General features: G+C 41.7%; 18 protein-coding genes and 1 pseudogene. 4 read left to right on the top strand and 15 right to left on the bottom strand.

Annotation, left to right across the window (positions count from 1 at the left end):
• Positions 1–32: 32 nt before the first annotated feature.
• The 6 genes from BCV39_RS05840 to BCV39_RS05815 all read right to left on the bottom strand — a co-directional run bounded on the left by BCV39_RS05840 (position 33) and on the right by BCV39_RS05815 (position 5,864).
• Positions 33–488 carry a hypothetical protein gene (locus tag BCV39_RS05840; protein WP_102433364.1) on the bottom strand — a complete coding sequence of 152 codons (456 nt, stop codon included), beginning with the start codon at positions 486–488 and terminating at the stop codon, positions 33–35.
• A gap of 407 nt (positions 489–895) precedes the next feature.
• On the bottom strand, positions 896–1,369 hold the full coding sequence (locus tag BCV39_RS05835) for a response regulator (RefSeq protein WP_017062404.1): 474 nt from the start codon (positions 1,367–1,369) through the stop codon (positions 896–898).
• A complete protein-coding gene (locus tag BCV39_RS05830; protein ID WP_102433365.1) occupies positions 1,356–2,711 on the bottom strand; it encodes an ATP-binding protein in 1,356 nt (451 codons plus the stop codon). The genes BCV39_RS05835 and BCV39_RS05830 overlap by 14 nt, the downstream gene beginning before the upstream one ends.
• Positions 2,712–2,717: 6 nt before the next feature.
• Entirely contained in the window at positions 2,718–4,136 is a 1,419-nt protein-coding gene (locus BCV39_RS05825; protein ID WP_102433366.1) for an SLC13 family permease, read from the bottom strand.
• Between the two features lie 349 nt (positions 4,137–4,485).
• On the bottom strand, positions 4,486–5,376 hold the full coding sequence (locus BCV39_RS05820) for a hypothetical protein (protein ID WP_102433367.1): 891 nt from the start codon (positions 5,374–5,376) through the stop codon (positions 4,486–4,488).
• A 38-nt stretch (positions 5,377–5,414) separates the two neighbouring features.
• The gene (locus tag BCV39_RS05815; protein WP_102433368.1) at positions 5,415–5,864 is read right to left on the bottom strand and encodes a GNAT family N-acetyltransferase; all 450 of its coding nucleotides are present in this window, start codon (positions 5,862–5,864) and stop codon (positions 5,415–5,417) included.
• An 80-nt stretch (positions 5,865–5,944) separates the two neighbouring features.
• Between BCV39_RS05815 and BCV39_RS05810 the strand changes: the two are divergent.
• Positions 5,945–6,209 (top strand): annotated as a pseudogene (locus BCV39_RS05810) (transposase); the annotation flags it as partial.
• A 28-nt stretch (positions 6,210–6,237) separates the two neighbouring features.
• Here BCV39_RS05810 and BCV39_RS05805 read toward each other — a convergent pair.
• From BCV39_RS05805 to BCV39_RS05780, 5 genes are all read right to left on the bottom strand, one after another.
• Positions 6,238–6,651, bottom strand: coding sequence for a hypothetical protein (locus BCV39_RS05805; protein ID WP_102433369.1), 414 nt, complete (start codon positions 6,649–6,651; stop codon positions 6,238–6,240).
• Positions 6,632–7,519, bottom strand: a complete 888-nt coding sequence (locus BCV39_RS05800) for a hypothetical protein (protein WP_102433370.1) — start codon at positions 7,517–7,519, stop codon at positions 6,632–6,634. Before BCV39_RS05800 ends, BCV39_RS05805 begins: the two co-directional genes overlap by 20 nt.
• A 194-nt stretch (positions 7,520–7,713) precedes the next feature.
• A complete protein-coding gene (locus BCV39_RS05795; protein WP_102433371.1) occupies positions 7,714–8,058 on the bottom strand; it encodes a hypothetical protein in 345 nt (114 codons plus the stop codon).
• 251 nt (positions 8,059–8,309) lie between these two features.
• A complete protein-coding gene (locus tag BCV39_RS05790; protein WP_102433372.1) occupies positions 8,310–9,113 on the bottom strand; it encodes a nucleotide-binding protein in 804 nt (267 codons plus the stop codon).
• A 144-nt stretch (positions 9,114–9,257) separates the two neighbouring features.
• Positions 9,258–9,737 carry a hypothetical protein gene (locus BCV39_RS05780; RefSeq protein WP_102433373.1) on the bottom strand — a complete coding sequence of 160 codons (480 nt, stop codon included), beginning with the start codon at positions 9,735–9,737 and terminating at the stop codon, positions 9,258–9,260.
• 570 nt (positions 9,738–10,307) lie between these two features.
• On the opposite strand from BCV39_RS05780, the gene BCV39_RS05775 reads away from it, so the two are divergent.
• Entirely contained in the window at positions 10,308–12,131 is a 1,824-nt protein-coding gene (locus BCV39_RS05775; RefSeq protein ID WP_102433508.1) for a M4 family metallopeptidase, read from the top strand.
• 124 nt (positions 12,132–12,255) lie between these two features.
• Here BCV39_RS05775 and BCV39_RS05770 read toward each other — a convergent pair whose 3' ends face one another.
• Complete coding sequence (locus BCV39_RS05770; protein ID WP_102433507.1) at positions 12,256–13,155, bottom strand: LysR family transcriptional regulator; 900 nt, start codon at positions 13,153–13,155, stop codon at positions 12,256–12,258.
• 311 nt (positions 13,156–13,466) lie between these two features.
• On the opposite strand from BCV39_RS05770, the gene BCV39_RS05765 reads away from it, so the two are divergent.
• On the top strand, positions 13,467–14,009 hold the full coding sequence (locus BCV39_RS05765; RefSeq protein WP_102433506.1) for a DUF3332 family protein: 543 nt from the start codon (positions 13,467–13,469) through the stop codon (positions 14,007–14,009).
• A gap of 161 nt (positions 14,010–14,170) precedes the next feature.
• Here BCV39_RS05765 and BCV39_RS05760 read toward each other — a convergent pair whose 3' ends face one another.
• Positions 14,171–15,640: a transporter substrate-binding domain-containing protein gene (locus BCV39_RS05760; protein ID WP_102433505.1), complete on the bottom strand. Its 1,470-nt coding sequence runs from the start codon at positions 15,638–15,640 to the stop codon at positions 14,171–14,173.
• A gap of 609 nt (positions 15,641–16,249) precedes the next feature.
• On the opposite strand from BCV39_RS05760, the gene BCV39_RS05755 reads away from it, so the two are divergent.
• Positions 16,250–17,458 carry a DUF3103 domain-containing protein gene (locus BCV39_RS05755; RefSeq protein WP_102433504.1) on the top strand — a complete coding sequence of 403 codons (1,209 nt, stop codon included), beginning with the start codon at positions 16,250–16,252 and terminating at the stop codon, positions 17,456–17,458.
• A gap of 93 nt (positions 17,459–17,551) precedes the next feature.
• Here the strand turns inward: BCV39_RS05755 and BCV39_RS05750 are convergent, their stop codons facing one another.
• Together BCV39_RS05750 and BCV39_RS05745 are read right to left on the bottom strand one after the other, a co-directional pair.
• Entirely contained in the window at positions 17,552–17,869 is a 318-nt protein-coding gene (locus BCV39_RS05750) for a Dabb family protein (RefSeq protein WP_170960825.1), read from the bottom strand.
• Between the two features lie 207 nt (positions 17,870–18,076).
• Complete coding sequence (locus BCV39_RS05745) at positions 18,077–18,316, bottom strand: hypothetical protein (protein WP_048659496.1); 240 nt, start codon at positions 18,314–18,316, stop codon at positions 18,077–18,079.
• Positions 18,317–18,379 lie beyond the last annotated feature (63 nt).

The following is an 18,379-nucleotide window of genomic DNA, read 5'->3' as shown; positions in this document are numbered from 1 at the left end:
TGCCAAATGTTGGATGTCATGAAAATTGTCCTTTATTCGTCAACGCCAAGGTTGTCACCCAGCTTTTCTATAAACCAAGTTCCTTGGCACGGGCCATTGGTTAAGTGCCAACGGCCATCAAATCGCTTGCTGCTGCCAGTTGCGGAAAAACGATAGTCCCACTGGCGGTGTTTGGCATATAAACGTAAGTCGCCGCTTTCCGTAACCCAGCCCTCTAACGGTGTTCCGTTGTAGGTAAGCCTTAGAGTTGCCTTACCCTCACGAATGGTTCCGGTAATAGTTGTGCGTTCACACATATTATTGCCAGTGGTGTTAATAAGGCGGCCTAGCCACTCACCGTCGAAATCGGTAGAAGGAACAAATTGGGGACTATCAGGAAGTTTAGGAAACGACTCGGAATTACTGGACCCGAGCCACTGAAGCTCACGACCAACAAAGAAGAAGACAACAAAGCTGATTGATATCGCTATCACAAATCCCTTTTTCATTAGCCTCTTCCTAATCCGCTGACCTAAAGAAAAGAACCCTAACATAATGAAAAGTAATAACTTACTATCAATTTAATTAATTTTGATATATTCCACAAATTGCATTCAAATGTTGAATATAGAGAAAGCGGCATCGTACGAAGTTCTGCTGCATGTTCAGGGAATCGTTCGTGAAGAAAACACAATGCATCCGTTAGCGTTGGCGTAGCGTATGAGTTTTAGACTTAAGCCAGCAACCAGTGCGTTAATAACTGAGTACTAAAGCCCGAACGACTAAAAGAGATAGGTAATATAGGCACCGAAAGGTTACTTCTTTCAAAGACAAACCCCTTCAGAAAGCGTCCTTCGGTGCATACAATTTCAAGCGACTGACATCAATGACGAGCGTAAGTCGCTAACATAAAAGACTAGCGTAAGCGTCTCAACACAACCTGCTGGTCAAGCTCATTCTGATAGTCCGTGTAATCAAGCCCTTGATCAAATATGTACTCAGTGACAAGAGTACGGATGCACTCAACTAATGTGCTTGCTTGCCAAGGCTTTTCAAAGTAACGGTCGATGCCTGCTGCATTAATCGCATTGATGGTATCAGTATGAGTAGCCTGCCCCGTAAGAAGAATTTTCTTTGTATTCGGAAAGCGGCTGTCATGGAACACTTCAGTGAGTAACTCCACACCCGTTTTCCCTGGCATCACATGATCAGACACGATGACGGTAATGTGTTCGCCTTCTGCGTCAAGTTCATCAATGAGATCAAGCACTTCTTGCGCTGATTCACAATCTTCAATATTCAGCCAACTCGCCAGCGGCTCTAAATCTTGTACCACTGCGCTCAGTACTTCTCTCTGGTCATCGACACAGATTAAATTAAGCTTCTCCATGTTCACCCTCTATTGGTAACTTGATTCTAAATACCGTTTTAGAAGCATCACTTTTCACAATAATACTTCCGCCATAACCCGCTACAATCCGCTTAACGATTGATAAACCCAAGCCCAATCCAAACGATAAACCACCTTTTTTAGTGGTGAAGTTGGGCTGAAATATCTTTCTACGAGTCCCCTCGTCTATCTCAGGGCCGTTATTCGTAATCGTAACTAATATTCTTTTCTTACTTAATCTGGTTTGAATCTCTATTGCGGCATCGTCTGAATTCGACATTGCATCACAAGCATTCTTTACAATGTTGACCCAAATCTGAACGAGCTCTGTTTTCGAACCTTTAAAAGACGGTAGATCCGCAGGGCTCAATCGCACAGACACTCTACGTAACTCACTTTGTAACAACGATAAGGCATGGTTAATGGAGTCGTTAATATCGACCGCTTCTTCTGTGTCGATATCAACTCTGCCAAGTTGTTTAACCGATTTAACGATGCCGACAGTGTGTCTAGATGCCAAACGTAAATCATGTAAATCACAACCCATCTGCCAAAAACGAATCGCTTCTTCTGGTTTTTTCAGCCAATGCTTTGAAATAACGTCTGTTGCAGATAAAGCGTCAATAGGAATCGCCTTTGCAAGAGAGCGAGCAATGTTTTTGTCTAAACCATATTTTCTTTCAAATTGTCGCCCACGTGTTCGTGCTTCTAACGACGACGTTTTCTGACCATGCATTAACCCAAAATCGAAAAATTGACTGGCTTCTGGATGCACTTCTTCAAGCAGATCCATGATGACCGTTTCAAGTCGACCAGATTTACTATTTACGACACCAATAGCGTTGTTAAGCTCATGGGCAATCCCGGCAGCCAATTGACCCAAGGTCGTCATTTGCTCAGCAGTATGTAACTTCTCTAGCGCTTTTTGTTTCGCGATCGCTTCCTGTGTTGCGCGGCGTTGACGACGCGACAACTCATTGACAATCACAGGTGTGAACTGTGCGGTAAGAGGACCAAATTTACGTTCATCTTCTGCTGGCGTGTCTTTATCGATCCACGCTAACTCAACATCGGTTTTAGCAACAACCGTTGAAGATGCTGTCCAATTACCTGAAAAGAAGCTATGAACGCCTATAAAAGCCCCACTACCCGCGCTAAATACTCGCACTTGCGGTGTATTCGCATCGGTATAAAACCCTTCCAGTTCTCCACTAAACACATAATATAAACGAGTGTTTAACGCTGATTGTTCAATAATGGTGTTACCGGCACAGCACGTCACCCGACGTTCTGTGTGGTTAAAATAGCGTTCGATAAGTGCTTCTAACTTTTGTTGATACACGTATCGTTACCCTATGTGACCAATTGAATGTAGCAGCCACACCATAACAAAGCTCAATAGCACACCAACCACACCCAAAATAATACCGATTCTGGCCATTTGATTACTTTGCACATGACCAGTGGCATGAGCCAGCGCATTCGGTGGCGTACTGATTGGCAGCGACATACCTAATGAAGCGGCAAAAGTCACAACCAGAATTAACGTTAACTCACCGCCTAGTGGCGTGAGTGAAGCCATAGACGAACCTAATGCAGCCATAATTGGCATTAACAAGTTAGCCGTTGCGGTATGAGACATAAAGTTTGCCATTACCAAGCATAAGAACGCCGCTCCGAACAACACCACATAGGGTGAGTAGGTATCAAACGGAATACTGTGTACCACGAGCTTTGCTAAGCCCGTTTTATCGAGAGCTAAACCAAGCGCAATACCACCTGATACAAGCCACAATACGTCCCAAGAAATTTTCTTCAGGTCTTCTTTATTGATGATCCCAGTAAGAGAGAACACAGCAACAGGAATCAGAGCGACGGTATAAGAGTTCATGCCATGGCTTGAGCCCATTAACCAAAGAATGATGGTCAGCGCAAAAGTGACGTATACCGCAATGGCTTTGGGCGTTTTAAGGAATTTGCCTTTGATGCTTAGCTCGATTTTCTTTTGGTCAGCTTTGTACATAAAGCCGATTAAAAACCACGCTAACGCCATCATAATCACGACAAACGGCACACCAAATGCCATCCATTCACCGAACGTAATGAGGTTATCGCCAACCAAATATTTAAGGGCAATAGCGTTCGGGGGGGTACCGATTGGGGTACCAATGCCACCGATGTTAGCGGCAACAGGGATACAAAGCGCAAACGCTATACGACCGGGGTCTTTCGGACCAAACACAGCCAGTACCGGCGTTAAAATAGAGAGCATCATTGCTGTTGTTGCCGTGTTAGACATAAACATCGAAAAGATACCAGTGATCAACATTAAGCCGAGCATCACAAACTTTGGATCTTGTCCAAATGGCTTCAACAACACGCGAGCTAAGTTTACGTCTAATCGATACTTAGTGGCGGCCATCGCTAAGAAGAAACCACCTAAAAACAGCATGATGATTGGGCTAGCGAATGTCGCCATGATATCGCTGTATTTTAACAGCTCACCAAAATGTTCTTCCCCATGATCAAACCTTAAAAAGATCAGCCCTTTATCCGACAACATCAATAATTGCAGAACGATAATAACAACAGACGTCGCGTAAATCGGGATAGGCTCGAACACCCAGCACAATGCCGCTAATAAAAAGATCGCGATAACGCGTTGTTGAATAATCGTGAGGCCTTCAAATGGAAACGCTGATAGCGGCATTACGAGGATAATGAAAGGAATTAAAATAGGGATAATGTATTTAATATAGGGGCGCATAGCACAAAAACTCTTCCTGAGATAACAACTACTTAGAAATTAGATTTACAGCTCTAATTTAGATCCGACAACGAATTATCGAACTCTTGTCACTATCTCACTATCGGCTAGATCAATGATTACGTGATCACGATATCCCCTTTTTCGATTCTGTGCGCTATCTCTATGTTTGTATGTCATTTATTGTTGCCATTAAATTCACGAGAGTGATTTCTACGTTTCTAGTCATGTCCATAAATTGAGGGCCACTTCTGATAAAAACGTTGGACAAGCTCACTGAGTTAGGTATGCCTGAAACTAGTCGTATCGACTAAGAACCCCACGAAACGGGGTGGCTCTATCTCTAAATTTACTGCTCTAACAAACGACACTGATACTCTGCAATGTGCTTTAGCTCCGATGTATGTGCAGGGAATCTTTCGTGAAGAAAACACAATGCATCCGCTAGGGTTATCTGGTGCAGATTCGACGTATACCCAAAAACCAATCTGCGCACATTGTCATAGAGCTCATCTGAATTATCTGAGCTTTGACACTCCGCAAAGATAGCTTGATCAATCTCATCGTCTGGATCTTCCAATGGACTATTAGCCTGTCGATAAAGGTTAGAAAGCATTGCGTCATATTGCTCTTTCGACAGCTCTTCCTTGCAACGCATTATCCACGTAAACGTAATGAGGTTGTGTCCAAAGAAACCAAACTGCTTTAAGCATGCTTGTAATACGCTATTGAGTTCTACGCCTTCGCTTGTGCCAGTGCTTCGTTCACCATCAGAACGGGTCGATGTGACAAATTCAGTGAATCGGTTAAGGAATGCTGGAACTTGAGACGGCTCTAACTCACGATAAACACGATTCAGCGCCAATAATATCGTCACATTGTGGGAAAGGTATTCGCTGGCTTGAGAAGCCTGTGAAACGTAATGCGAGAAGATGTCTTGAAAGCCCTGATTCTCATACCACTGCATTAAAGCAGCATACGCCGCTGGGTATACCCCATTATCCAATATCCTTTGAATACGAAAATCTGAGAACTTTGGCGCTTGTAGCGTTGCAGAGTACTCACCTAAAACTTCAATCTCAGTTTGGTCTATCAACTCACTCGTTTTAAGCCACACATTGTCTGTTGTGCCGAAATAATCATTAAGGTGATTCGAAGCCAAATAGGCTTTTAAAGAATGAGGTTGGTGGATACTGGCACTGCTATAAAGTGCCTTTTCCAGTAATTGGTCGCTTGTCATGTTTCCTCCGTGAAACTGATGCTGGATAAAGGTGGTGGTTATGTGACTAGCACCTTTGAGAGGCATATCGAACGGTCTACACCGACATATTTGCCATACGCACTGGATTCTGAGTAAGCGTGGCGACAATAAAAGCTCACCGCTTTTGAGTTAACTCTACGTGTCGATAAAATAGCTTTTCGATACCCTTTTTCAATCGCAAAACATTCGAGCTGTTTCAATAAATATGAGCCAGCACCAGCTTTGTTAGAGTACATTCGCTTAAGTTCACAAACTTCACTTTCGTGATATCTAAACACCCCACATGCCACAGCGCTATCATTCAGATACACCACGATACATCCATCTTTTGATGGGTCAAAAGCGTCAGATACAAAAGAGCTTTCACCTGTGTCATTAGTAATCTGGCTAAGTGACGAATTCAACTCAGTGATTAATGACTGAAAATCTCTATGATTTGGTTCTACTTTTTTATATTCGAATTCCATATCTGCCACATAATGCCAACTCAATCAGCATGATCAAAAATACAATATTGCAGAGCGCCCCAAAAATAGGAAATATTGTCGTCTCTCCAATTACACACGAAAGTGGACGTTACAAAGGTAAGCGCATAATCCAAGGAGGTCGAAAGTAAGCACGAACCATTTTAGACATGGCGATGATGGCAGCCATGCAATGTAACCCTATATTCAAAGCGACTTATGCTCGTTTTAGATTCCGGAAAGCCTAAGAAAATCGCAATAATCGCATGTATTCGAAAGATGCTTGTGACCCTTAACTCTATGCTGAGAGATGGCGCCATGTGGGATGAAAACACAGTCCCAAATTAGTCATTTACGCCATAGTAGTTTGTTATAACTACGCTTTTTCTATTGCCAACTCTATATGATTTACAGCTGAGCCAATAATAAAGTGACAAATGGTAGCTAAAGCAAACAGTGCTATCTGAGTTTTACCTAGTACTTCGTTTGGAATAACTAACATTAGAATATTAATCACCACATTGACCACGAGACCGAAAGCAATCAATACCGTTAGATAGAAGCTCACCGCTGAGGTTTTCTTTGGCTTATTCGTTTTAGCGAGAGCCGTAGCGAGCTTAACAATTAACTGTCCATACACTATGGTTGCGGCTATGCCCCAATCGGGAAGCATATAAAATGAACCACTTACCCCTTGGGCACTTCTTACAATAAGTATTATGACGAAAGGCAGTATTACGAAAATGTAGTCAGCAATTAAAGCAAGAATATTACTGTTTGCTGTCTTCACGAGACTTCTCCGCTTCTTCTATACGAATTTGCAGCTCTTTTCCTTTTACAACACGTTCGACATGCAAGATACGGTGCTGTTTATGAGTATATGTCTTTGAACCTTTCAACCTCACAGCTTGATAGTAGACATAAGCAATTAGTGCATCCCCTGGGTCTAAGTGCCCAAGGTCACAGCTTTGATAACGACCTAGCCATTCCTTATGCTCTATAGGAGCTGAGAATGAGACATTTCTCTCTACACTCTTAAAGTCCCACTGAGAGTCACCTAAGAATACAGGCTTTTTGACTAGTAAAGTTTCGATTTTTTTGACCTCTTTACTGTCAGCTACAAATAAATCGTCGACCTCTTTATCGAATCTGACTCTCGTATTTAGATACGTGACGTTATTAACCTGAGGTGTGCGAATATCGATAGTTTCGCCATCAGAAAGTAGTTCAGAAGCCTTGCAAAGACTTTTGAGATCTTTGGCGTACTGATAACTGTCAATATTAACTTGGTTAGGAAACTCTACGGCGCCGTGTGCAAGGAGTTCGTCCTCAACACCTTTTACAGCGCTATCAATAATGTCTTCGTTTTCGATGCAGTCTAAACCAACCATTGAATTGGCGATATATAGAGGTATTGAAGTCAACGCATTAGCTACTTTTTGTAAGCCAGACGTACACTTAATTATACTTTTAAGAGAACCAATTTGAACGCCCGAAAGCTCATAAGTGAAATTAAGTTCAGCATCTATTGATTTACCGACAGTAAAGGTCAAATTCTCAAAAGCAGTCACATAAGCTGCCATCGCCAGAAACACTCGTTCTGGCTTACCTGTCGAAGGCTTATAATCAAGCCGAATTTCAAACGAACTTTCGTACAATCTTGCTCTCCTAATGATGTACTCAAAAAGTAGTTATAACGCCAAATTAAAGTGCGAACAACACTTACACCTTACCTAAAACATTGTGCCATAAACACTAAACTGACTTGAAGTGAGAGGTACCAAGCATTGTGAATCACTCTTAAACAGTTTGTTATTTCTCATTTAAACACGCACTGTCAGAGGCTTTCATATCAAATTTTCTTGCATGAATAGTGCATTTCACGATCAATGGATGTGCCATAGTGAACTGCTTTCAATATGTTAGTTTCCTTATCCCATATAATCTCACCAAAGCCATATTCTCTGATTATTATTTTATCTCCAGATCTAGCAACTTCATTGTTCATGTACATAAATCGTCCAACATATGAATTGAAATGTTTCGAGTTGAAGTATGCGTCATGCTTACTTCCTATTTGACCAGCTTCTTCTCTATGCTGATTCTTATCACCCTTAAACACTTGGTCTGCTATTAATATACATTCCATCTTATATGGCTGTTCAAATGCTTCGACAATACCAACCAAATCAAACACACTAGACCTCTCATTAACTTAATTTTTCATCAAAAAGTTGACGAGAATACTGAAAGTACTCAAAAAGGTATAATCAAAAATTTCAATCAAGTTTATAACTAAATGTTATCTACCTTTGGTTGCTAAATGAGCAATAACACCTGCCATAAGGTGTGCCCCACTGAACCAGAAAAGCGCACAGAACCCCACACCAAAACTGCCGAGTGTAAAGCATCACCTTAATGGCTTTGTTATACAAAACCTGCGGTAAGCTATAAGCTATAGCCGCAAGCTTTAAGCTCAAGGTTTACGTCATTTTTCCACGCACCAGCTTGATCCATTGAAACATACACTACACCACTAATATCATTAGGTGTTTCTATTTGCCCCTTAACTAAAGCACACACATTTTTTCGCCCAAGCTTAGCCATTAGGTAACCATGTTCGAAAACAACATTTTGTCTTGCACGATCACGAGCTGGTACAGTTGTTTCGAAAGCTCCGCGCCCTTTATCACAAGGCGTATATATTACGATTGCAAAATCCGCTTCACCTGCGTAATGCTCAATTTTTTCAATTATTGTCATCCCACTACTTGCTTGTTCGTGCAATATAATGGCTTCAAGGCCGATACTTTCGATATGTCTTGCTGCTTCTTGCTTAGCTTCATTGTCACGCCCATGAACAATAAATACCTTGTTTTTCTTGGGTTCTACGATGGCCTTTTGAGGTGATGGCTGCACACTAGAAATCTGTTTCACTGGCTCTAATCTAACAGCAGGCTGCTCTCCAAATTCTAAAAAATTACACACGGATGCAAATTCTTCAGAAAGATATGTACGTCTTTCTGCGTACGTCCCTCGTTTATTTTTAATAAAACCCCAAAATGACGCCAGATCACGGTGAAGCTTAAGCCAACCCGGAAGCATAGGTGCTAAAATAGGATTTTTTAACAACTCATGCCTAAGTTGAACAAACTCTGAATTGTCAGCATCTCCACCAGTTGCGGAACTAGTGAGCAAGTTGCTCAAATAATTTACCTTATCTAGATCATTCAATAAAAACTCAATACTCATTACTTAACTTCTTAATAAAATTTTCTATTATAACAATATTTTAGTCGGTATGTTTAACGCCCTATCAGGGTGTGAGCAACGCAACATCCACCTTAAACACTAAACGCAATACGTAGTGAAGACGCCACTCGTTGCGAATTATTCTTAAAAGGTTTGTATGGTTTGTTTTTGCAGTAGTGCTACGGTCTTGTCTAATTTTTCGTTCAAACCTTCAAGTAACTCCTTCCTTTCCGTCAACTTGGTACCGTTATTGTATCTAAGGTTGGTGTTCCCAGTACTAGCTACAGCGACCTTAAACGACACATCTTCTTTTGTAATGTCCTCAATTCGAGTTAGCTCATAAGACAAATTTTCGAGTGCCACACACACCTCAGAAGGAGCATACCCATACCCACCTTTCATTTTAAATACGTTAAAACTAGAAAATCGAGGAATATACTCTTTGTCCTTTTCAAAACCGTTTCTGATTGCTCTCAGGTCAGCAACTAGTGATGAATAAATTACCTTGAATTCAGCTTTTTCTAGCCGCTGATCACGACTAAAACTAAGCATATAAGTCGCTAGCCCACCAATTAGTGTAGAGAAAACACCAAATAGCCCCGCAAACAATACATCCTGACCCATTTTTAACCTCCAAAAACCTGTCTAGTTCTTATTCCGATTATATTAATCTAATTACTTTATTTATAACAACGTGTTATCGTTCTTAGTTTGTGATTTAACAAGTAAATATAGAGTTTAGTTCTGCCTAACAAAACTAAATGAAGAAAACTTGATAACTTCTCTGGAGAGTATTGTTAAAACAAGTTTACTACTGATAATAAAGACAATATTTCCACTTCCAAAAACTCAATTATTTACTCATTTATAATTAAGATAAAAACCGAAAAATATCGAAGTTAGCTTAGATACTTTAATTCTATAAATTAAAACAAAGCGGATTTTAATAACTCTCGCCCCTTCATACGTTTACGATAAATAATAAAATTTGATTTTATAAAAACAGTTTGATCAATAAGATTTTTTGTAAACTTTGAATTACATACTCTAAAACTTAATCTCTAATAAAAACTTGTCATAAGCCGAAATGCTCTTCCAATATTGATTCGCAACACATGGCATTTTCGTGTTGCATATAGACTTCCTATAAAGCCGTTGGGAAGAAGGAGTTTATATTAAAATCAGGAACGAAAAATGAACCAACAACGTCAACTAAGCTGGAAAATAGCAGCCATTCTAGGTACGTCTTTCGGCTTTACTGCACACGCTGCAGAAATGGTCAGAATCGATAATGATACACTGCTACAACAAAGCCTCGTCGCGCAGTCAAAGAGTGTTGCCCCACTAGAATTAGGTTTTTCTGAAGTAAAACGGGTGGTATTGCCCAATGGGAAAACGAAAGTCCGCTATCAACAAACTCACTTAGGTTTACCCGTCTTTGATACCTCCGTTGTCGCCACCCTTTCCAAGAACCAACCCACTCAGGTATTTGGCTCAATGGCACAAGGGATCAGTGGAGACTTATCCAGCATCGCGCCAAAGCTGAATCAGGAACAAGCGATTGAAGCCGCTATTTCCTCTCACCGCACGTTTACTGTCGGCAAAAAGTCGATTGAAAACAAAAACGCGAAACTGATGGTGAGATTGGATGAGAACCAAGTCGCCCAAGTGGTGTATCTGGTCGATTTCTTTATCGCTTCCTCTTATCCAGAGCGCCCTTTTTACTTTATTGATGCCATGACTGGCGAAGTAATCCAAAAATGGAATGGTTTAAACCACGCTAAATCGTCTGGTACTGGCCCCGGTGGTAACCTCAAAACCACTCGATATGAATATGGCAGTGACTTCCCTAGCTTTCCCATCGACAAAACAGGCACGACTTGTAAGTTAGAAAACGATTCGGTTAAGACAGTCGATTTGAGGAACGGAACGTCCGGCAGCGCAGCCTACAGTTACAACTGTGCCGACGGCACCAACTACACCGATCACAAATACATTAACGGGGCTTACTCGCCTCTTAACGATGCGCACTATTTTGGTAATGTCGTATTCGATATGTATAAAGAGTGGATGAACACCTCGCCTTTAACTTTCCAGCTGACGATGCGAGTTCACTACAGCTCGAATTACGAGAATGCGTTTTGGAATGGTTCATCAATGACGTTTGGCGATGGTGGCAGCACCTTTTATCCGTTGGTCGATATTAACGTGAGTGCTCACGAAGTCAGCCACGGGTTCACAGAGCAGAACTCGGGGCTTGTTTACCGAAACATGTCGGGCGGTATGAATGAAGCCTTCTCCGATATTGCGGGCGAAGCGGCTGAATACTACTTGCGTGGTAATGTGGATTGGATTGTTGGTAGCGATATATTCAAATCGGAAGGTGGCTTGCGTTACTTTGATCAACCATCAAAAGATGGCCGCTCGATTGATCATGCCTCTGAATACTACGACGGTTTGAACGTCCACTTATCTAGCGGTGTTTATAACCGCGCCTTTTACCTTTTAGCGAACAAATCGGGTTGGGATGTGCGTAAGGGCTTCGAAATATTCACAGTCGCAAACCAACTGTATTGGACGGCAAACAGTACCTTTGATGCCGGTGCCTGTGGCGTAGCAAAAGCTGCAGCAGACATGGGCTATGTGGTTGCCGATGTTGAAGATGCTTTTAACACCGTAGGCGTGAATGCAAGCTGTGGTGTCACACCTCCAACTGGCAATGTATTAACGAAAGGTACACCGATTGCGAACCTAAGCGGAAACCAATCATCAGAGAGCTTCTACACCTTCACTGTAGATTCAGCATCAAACGTGACGGTTTCAATGTCTGGTGGTTCAGGTGATGCCGACCTTTACGTGAAATCGGGAAGCAAGCCAACGACATCGAGTTACGACTGTCGCCCTTATCGCGCTGGAAACAATGAGCAGTGCAGTGTGAGCGCTCAACCGGGCGTAACCTACCACGTGTTACTGCGCGGATACTCTAACTACTCAGGCCTAACATTGCGTTTAGATTGAGTTAGAGCGTACCGCTGAAGGCAACAACCCATAATGAAGCCTACTCACATGAGTAGGCTTCATTGCTTATTAAAAGGCTGGATTGTTCTATAGACTGAGACGACCTATTAAGACGCCAAATTGATCATGCCGAAAGCTTTAAGATCTCACTGGTAAACAGTTCTCTTAGCCATCGGTTTACGATGTCGTCGTTACGGTTGCTGTGCCAATACACACTCAATGATGGCTTGGTGTACTCGAACGGCAGATCTAACATCTTTATTTTTTCTTCATCGAAGTACGCTTTCGCCACGCTTTTGGGGAAGGTAGCAACCCAATTACTATTATAAATCGTGTCCGAAAAGTCAGCGATGGAATTGAGTTTTCTTGCCACTTTCCTCTCTGAAAATATTGGACTGTGGAACTCGGAGAGCTGGTTCACTCGGTAGTTATCATGCGTAAGCGTTACATGCTTTTCTGAAAGATATTGATCTAAGGTGACTTGTTCGTCGATGTTCGAGTGGTTTTGGCTACACACGATACACAACTCATCGCTCCATACCTCTTGGCTTAATAAGGTTGGATGTGCGCTGGTTAAGTCGACAACAAGGTCGATCTTTTTCTCTCGAATGTCGGTCGCCATGTCTTCTTTGATGTTCACGATTTCAATCACGCAGTCTGGTGCTTCTTTCTGAATCCTATCCAGAACTTGCGGCAGCGTCACACTGCTTGAAATACTCATCGCGGCAATTCTAAACGTATAACTGCACTCTTTAGGTTCAAAGTCGTGTGTTTCAGGCAACGAGTGAGAGACCAGTTTGTACGCTTGCTTGAAGATTGGGTATAAATCGTTAGCAACAGGCGTCGGTTCAAGCGTGTACGATTTTCTAACGAAGAGCAGATCTCGATATTCGTCTCTAAGCTGCTTCAAGTGAGCACTGAGACTAGGTTGAGAGATGTTGAGCCTTTCTGCTGCGTACGTCAGGTTTCCTTCTTCATATATCGCGATAAAGTAATAGATGAGGTTGAGGTTAAATCGTTTCATTCGAGCTCTTCAGGCAGTCACGTATTTAAATAAACGATAAAAATAATATCGTTTAAATGACTGTGAATTATCGCTTTCCATTCCCATACTTTAGTTAGGGTTATGACAGAACATTGTTAAAACGCCAAACTAAAATAACACGAACTAGTACATTAGTACTTAAAGAGCAAATACCAAAATACAGGTAACAGACTGGTTTTTATAAAGATATAGGTTTTCCTGATATCTAGTATAGGTGTGACGTTATATTAGAAGACGCTTGAGTTTGACATAATTCCTGGTTCCTAAATATACACATATAGAAATAGAGAATGATGAACCGATTTGTAAAACCGATAATAATCTCAGCAAGCCTAGTGACTTTATTTGGCTGCGTAGGTAGCAACGCAGTAACAGGTAAACTAATGGAGTTTAACGTGAAAGCCGTTGATAACCGTTACGCTCGTGGTGGCCTAAACATGTTACTTGCCCCTGCTTACGGTATTACCGTTGCTGCCGATTACATCGTGTTTAACTCACTGGAATTTTGGACGGGTAAGAACCCAATCAACAAGAAGCCACACATCTTCGATTCGAAGGTTGATACTTACATTGATGTTAATGACCAACTGGATGACAGCTTAACAGAAGCACCTATTGACCCATTGGCAAAGCATGTGATTGACCACAGTGAAATGAAAGTACTTAACCAAGACGAAATTGCAATTGAGCTAACCTACAACGACGGTACTCGCGCGACTCTAACGGGTCAACGTTTCGGTGATACAGTTCATTACTCTATTGATAACCAAGTGATTGCAAAAACAAACTTGGAAGAGATGCAGATGTACATGGCATCAGCTGAGCAGTCTTAAGCAACGTAGAATTCACTGCTCCCCCCAATCAATTCAGTTAGTCAGTACCTATAAAAAGAGAGGTTAGCTTAGTCGCTAACCTCTCTTTTTGTTTATCGTTCTCGCTTTCTCGCTTTCTTGCTTATGGCTTATGGCTTATGGCTTATGGAGAATAGCCACGACTAATAAGCAAAGTAAGGAGAAAAACGTTTCACATTCAACTGACGAGTCATGTTGCTTAGTTGCTCTTCTCGAATGTCTTGAAATTCATCCAATCGCTGGTAAATAGTGAAGTATCGATTAATATTGGCGACGTATTTTACAGGCTCTTGGCTAATGTTTTGTCTTGCGACCACTTCAACATGATTAAACCATTTGTTTGGATTGTAGCCTTGTTTAGCGGCAAGCACGCGCATTCGTCTGATCTTAGCTGGTCCAGCATTATAAGCGGCTAAGCTAAAATGAATCTTGTCGATATCCAAGATTTCAGGCAAATCAAAATATCGGTCATAGATAAAACGAAGATACTTGCTGCCTGCATGAATATTATTTTCTAAGTCGTAAACATTATCAATGTCGACATACCAATCTTTGGCGGTTTTTGGCATCACTTGCATAATACCGACCGCACCACGATGCGATATTTTTGAGTTATCCAAGCCTGATTCTTGAAAAGCCATAGCTAACAAAATAAACCAATCGATCTCGAACTTTTCTCCATAAACCATGAACAGCTTTTCTAGCTTATCCCGCTTTTCGTTTTGCATCGGATTAGAGGCTCTATTCATCCATGACGTACTTTCGAGATAACGATTGTCGATGACATTACCCAATAAGGTGCCCTGCTTTGAATCTTGCAAATATTGGTCGATTTTGGCTTTCAGTTGCGGGTTATTTTTACGTATAGCCCAAGCAATATCCGCATTGTGCCTAAAGGCGAGATCCTTATGAATTCGGATATCTTGTTCTAGGTTTCCCCATAGTTCAAGCTTGTGGCTATCCACAATGGTTGCGGTAATTTGGCCGCGTTTAATCAAGTCTAGCAATTCAAGATCTTGGAGGTTGTCACTTAACAAATGGATATAGATGGGTGCTAAACCGTTCTTCTCTAGCTGTTTATTAACAGTGCGAACACTGCTGATATAACTGGAATTCTGCTTTAACCAGACCTCTTTACCCTGTAACTGGGTGATGTCGTTAATCAAAGGTGTAGAACGGCTTGTCACTAACCATTCATCAATGTCGCTACGAATCGGAATACTGAAATCGACCAATTGCTCTCGCTCTTTTGTGACGGTTAAGTTCGCCACCGCAATATCGCCTCGGCCTTGATTTAAGGCACTCAGCAGTTCACTTCGTTCAACCGGAATAACCTTAACGCGTAGTAAAGGGTCACGCAGTTTTAGCTCTTGATCAAAGTAATAAATCTGCTCAGCAAGAATCCCTTTCGGCTTACCATTTTCAATATGATAGAAGCCCATATCACCAGAGACTAAAACACGCACAACGCCTTTTTCACGCAACGCTGAGAAGTCCCCCACATAGGATTCGAGCGCGTTGTCAGGTACTTCTAAACCGAAAGCGGACTTCGAAATAATAGAGAGAAAAATCAGTGTTTTTGATAAGCATGAAGCGCCATTAAAATTCGTCATATTCAGTATTCCTGATGCGTTTAAGCCAAACCCTCAATGGTGCTAAGTGTTACATGGGAGCTATCGTGTTAGAACCGATTCAACGTAAAGGAATTTCTTAACGTTGTTCGATTGCAATCTACGTTGTTGGACAGAGTACGTTGGTGTGTAAAGTGCGTTTGATGTTCAGAGCAATCTGGTAAGCGTTATGGATCGTTTAGGCGCTGCTTTGATTGGTTACTTTTTATCAAGGGAGGCGAATTATACCGAAAAACACCAAGTCCGAAATAACGCAGTGGCTATAGTAGATATAGGGTGTACCTATAGATCTCCCCCCTCTAAAACCTCCATCAGAAGTCATTCTTCACGATCCCTAATCCCCCACCAATAGACCACACATCACTAGGCTAGTTAATAATTTCGTCATTAAATTATTGATTGGTTTATAAATTTACATATATCAAGTCGTCACACACTTAATATTTTATAAATTATTTAAATTGAGATCCTGTGCTGCACAACGAAATAAAATTAAGCTGTCTAACTTTTAAACACATTCACGTTACTGATAGGTTAATCCTTATAGGGCAAATGCTCTATTAATGATAAAAACTAAAATAAGGATTATTTATGAGACCATCTTTTTCTATCAGTATGGTACTTGCAACGACAGTGGTTGGCTTTCAGTCCTATGCAAACAATATCGACACGACAGACGCACTCTCTCTTTCAGAGAACTCCTCAGCACAAAAGCAATCTTTGGCGTTGCAAATCAGTACCCGCTACTCTGATCTTGAGCTTTCTTTAAAAGACCAGATAACAGAAAAACAGCTGTCTACACCGATAGACAAGCTTAGCTCAGACAAGCCCTACTCCGCGTTTTCAAGCAAAATGCAGAAAGCCGATCTTGGTTATCGCACGATGAAAGGGATCAACGACTTCAGTGACTCTGTGTTAGAAATTCGCATGGCTGATGAAGCGATGATTGAAGCTTGGAAAAACGGTGAGAGCCCGCTGTTTGCTTTCGAACCATCAGGCGATGATTCAAACTGGCAATACATCGAAGCTTATGATGTGTATGGGCAAGTTCACGAACTAGACGTTTACCAAACACCAGACGTTCCTGTGTTTGTTATTGATAGTAACGGCGCAGAAGAACTCAAAGCAGGCCTAATGGCGATGCAGACTGAGATGAACAAACTGGGTACTGAAACTCAAATCAATGCCAACAGTGATAAAATCAGCGCCCACAAGTCTCAAAAACAGCCTTTAATGAATAAAGTTCGTCGCTCTATTTCAGAATCTGAACCTGAAGAACTGAACACCACCCAATTGTCTAAGATTCGTTTGGCCATTGATAGAGAACCGTGGATCTCTGGCAAAGCTGAAATCTACGCTATTGTCACTGGGGTTAATGCAAGCCGTATAGAACCACAGATCGACCTGGTTGAGATGCCTTATCTGGATTACGACAAACAGACATACTACCCAAATCAAACGGTAATCTTCTGGCCTCGCTACCGTTGGGGCGCAGCAGATATGATTTTGATGGAGCACGATGACGGCACCGATTATAAAGCGCTAGCCAAACTGCTAGTTGAAGCCGCAGAAGAGATATTGAAGATGATTCCAGATCCTGAAGTTCAGGGGTATGCGATCATTCCTCAAATCACAGGTAAGATCATTGATGTGATTCCTGAAAGCGTATTAGTGAATGATGATGACTTCGTAGACGTGTATTACACCTTAATGCAAAACACTCCTTATGTTGATCGCCCGGGTGCTGGCGGTAATGCGGTTGCTTCGTTCACCCCTGTTACGATTTCACCGACAGAGTAAATCGATCCTTGTTTAGTTAGGGCTTAATCACACAAGCCCTAACTCTTCATTATCAAAGGTGGCTAAAACATAAGAGACGTACTGAGAAGCTGGTTACAGGGAGTAATCAAACACAATGATATCGTCTAGAAGCGGACGAAACACATCTTTCAGCGCATCATGCTCTGGGTGTGGAAGGTAGTTCTGACGGCCTTCTTCATCAGCGAACGTCATTAGCACCGAATGGGTATAACCTTGGTTCTTGTTTTCTGGGCTGTCGTTTAGCCCCCACTCGACTGAAGTTACGCCTTCAACCTTACTTGGCATCGCTTCAAACAGTCGTTTCAGTTTCTCTATTTCAGATTCTTCTGCATCTTCTTTAAACTTAATCAGCAAAATATGACGAATCATTCCCGTTTCTTTTCGATTCATTGCTAGTCCTTTTCGAGTCTTTGTTTACTGGTGTGTCATTCGAGCACACACCCAGTCGCAAGTTAACGTTAATAGAAAAACAAAATGCCACAGGTTACAGATACTGCCAAGGCTAGATGGCTGAATTTTATAAAAGACTCTAAAACGAAAAACGCTGTACCCGAAGGCACAGCATTTCTCATGACAATGGTAAGCACACTTTAAACGTTAATCACGACGACCTGTAAGTTGGATCGGTTGGTTTTGATCAACATTCTTTTGGAATTGGATTCCACCATTAGAAGCTTCATTTCGTCCTTCCAGTACTGGCTCAGATTCAACACGCTCAGCCTTTACTTGATTACCTTCACTTCTCGTCATATCGAGAGTACTCGCATAAGTACCGTCAGCCGCGAAAGCTGTGTTCATTGATAGAGCCATCAATCCCAGTGCGATTAACTTGTTCATACATCACCTCGTTGTATTTTTAATTCTTTGTTCGTTTGGTATCTGTGTTTTTGTTGGAGTAAC

This window comes from Vibrio sp. 10N.286.55.E10 (assembly GCF_002872555.1).
Lineage (GTDB): Bacteria > Pseudomonadota > Gammaproteobacteria > Enterobacterales > Vibrionaceae > Vibrio > Vibrio crassostreae.
This window is presented reverse-complemented; position numbering and strand designations above follow the sequence as displayed.

Coding starts and splice junctions, on each gene's coding strand:
- BCV39_RS05840 (WP_102433364.1), bottom strand. CDS start 488: ATGAAAAAGGGATTTGTGATAGCGATATCAATCAGCTTTGTTGTCTTC.
- BCV39_RS05835 (WP_017062404.1), bottom strand. CDS start 1,369: ATGGAGAAGCTTAATTTAATCTGTGTCGATGACCAGAGAGAAGTACTG.
- BCV39_RS05825 (WP_102433366.1), bottom strand. CDS start 4,136: ATGCGCCCCTATATTAAATACATTATCCCTATTTTAATTCCTTTCATT.
- BCV39_RS05820 (WP_102433367.1), bottom strand. CDS start 5,376: ATGACAAGCGACCAATTACTGGAAAAGGCACTTTATAGCAGTGCCAGT.
- BCV39_RS05815 (WP_102433368.1), bottom strand. CDS start 5,864: ATGGAATTCGAATATAAAAAAGTAGAACCAAATCATAGAGATTTTCAG.
- BCV39_RS05790 (WP_102433372.1), bottom strand. CDS start 9,113: ATGAGTATTGAGTTTTTATTGAATGATCTAGATAAGGTAAATTATTTG.
- BCV39_RS05780 (WP_102433373.1), bottom strand. CDS start 9,737: ATGGGTCAGGATGTATTGTTTGCGGGGCTATTTGGTGTTTTCTCTACA.
- BCV39_RS05775 (WP_102433508.1), top strand. CDS start 10,308: ATGAACCAACAACGTCAACTAAGCTGGAAAATAGCAGCCATTCTAGGT.
- BCV39_RS05770 (WP_102433507.1), bottom strand. CDS start 13,155: ATGAAACGATTTAACCTCAACCTCATCTATTACTTTATCGCGATATAT.
- BCV39_RS05765 (WP_102433506.1), top strand. CDS start 13,467: ATGATGAACCGATTTGTAAAACCGATAATAATCTCAGCAAGCCTAGTG.
- BCV39_RS05760 (WP_102433505.1), bottom strand. CDS start 15,640: ATGACGAATTTTAATGGCGCTTCATGCTTATCAAAAACACTGATTTTT.
- BCV39_RS05755 (WP_102433504.1), top strand. CDS start 16,250: ATGAGACCATCTTTTTCTATCAGTATGGTACTTGCAACGACAGTGGTT.
- BCV39_RS05750 (WP_170960825.1), bottom strand. CDS start 17,869: ATGAATCGAAAAGAAACGGGAATGATTCGTCATATTTTGCTGATTAAG.
- BCV39_RS05745 (WP_048659496.1), bottom strand. CDS start 18,316: ATGAACAAGTTAATCGCACTGGGATTGATGGCTCTATCAATGAACACA.